This is a genomic window from Cryobacterium sp. MLB-32 (assembly GCF_000738085.1).
GTDB lineage: Bacteria > Actinomycetota > Actinomycetes > Actinomycetales > Microbacteriaceae > Cryobacterium.
The window spans coordinates 1-929 of the sequence record NZ_JPRS01000375.1; the positions used below are offsets into that span (position 1 = coordinate 1).

At 58.1% G+C, this 929-nt stretch carries 1 protein-coding gene; it reads left to right on the plus strand.

The window, feature by feature from the left end:
* The first annotated feature begins 136 nt into the window (after positions 1-136).
* Positions 137-925, plus strand: a complete 789-nt coding sequence (locus tag JF66_RS23275; RefSeq protein WP_156109924.1) for an ABC-three component system protein — start codon at positions 137-139, stop codon at positions 923-925.
* The last annotated feature ends 4 nt before the right edge of the window (positions 926-929 follow it).

The window sequence follows — 929 nt, forward strand, 5'->3', positions numbered from 1 at the left end:
TGAACAGGTCTAGCCGATGAGGCGTCTCGTATCCCTAGGGATATGAGGCGAGAGCACAGGTACCGGGGCGGGGTGAATTGAATGACTGTCGAAGTGCCGCCGCAGCTAGCGAGAAGAAGGACGCTATTGTTTGACCATGGCTCAGACTTCAGCGAGGGATCGAGTTCCACCCGCGCAGGAGAAAGTGGTCATTGCTCGGAGCGGCAACAAATGTGCCTACCCAGGTTGCAATCTGGACCTAACTATCGATCCGAAGGTCGATGGCGATCGCCCAAAAGCGACGGGCAAGGTTGCCCACATCGCTGCTGCGAGTCCGGGCGGTCCTCGGTATGACCCGAATATGACTTCGGTCGAGCGAGGCTCGGCACAGAATCTCATATACCTGTGCGGACCGCATCACGACGCCGTGGACGCGCAGCTCGGTTACCACACACGAGAGTTTCTGACGGATAATAAGCGCGCTCACGAGGAAGCAGTGGCGCGCGCCGTACGAAACGCTTTAGGCGACGTGACCTACGAAGAGCTGATGGTGGTGTGCGCGGTGATCGCCAGTACGCCCGCGACGCCTCAGCAACTCGGTGTCGAGCTTGCGTTGCCGCTGCAGGAGAAGATCGATCTGAACAAGTTGGGATCGACTTCAGTGCAACGAATTACCGACGGCCTGTCGCAGACTGTGCGCGTTGAGGGGTTCATTGGTTTCCAGAACTCGGTGGCGCCATCCTTCGGACGCAGTCTGGTCGCACGCTTCAAAAGCGATTACTACGCCGCGCGCGCGGAAAATCTCGAGCCTGATGCGGTTTTCGACTATCTGGTCGATACGGCGATCGAGAACGCTGGGCCGCGAGACACTCCGCAGATTCGCGCGGCCGCACTCGCAGTGATCGCTTACCTCTTTGAGATATGCGAGATATTCGAACATGAGTGAGTTT

What these genes read in the sequence shown, in the direction of transcription:
- JF66_RS23275 (WP_156109924.1), top strand. Translation starts at nt 137, where the DNA reads ATGGCTCAGACTTCAGCGAGGGATCGAGTTCCACCCGCGCAGGAGAAA.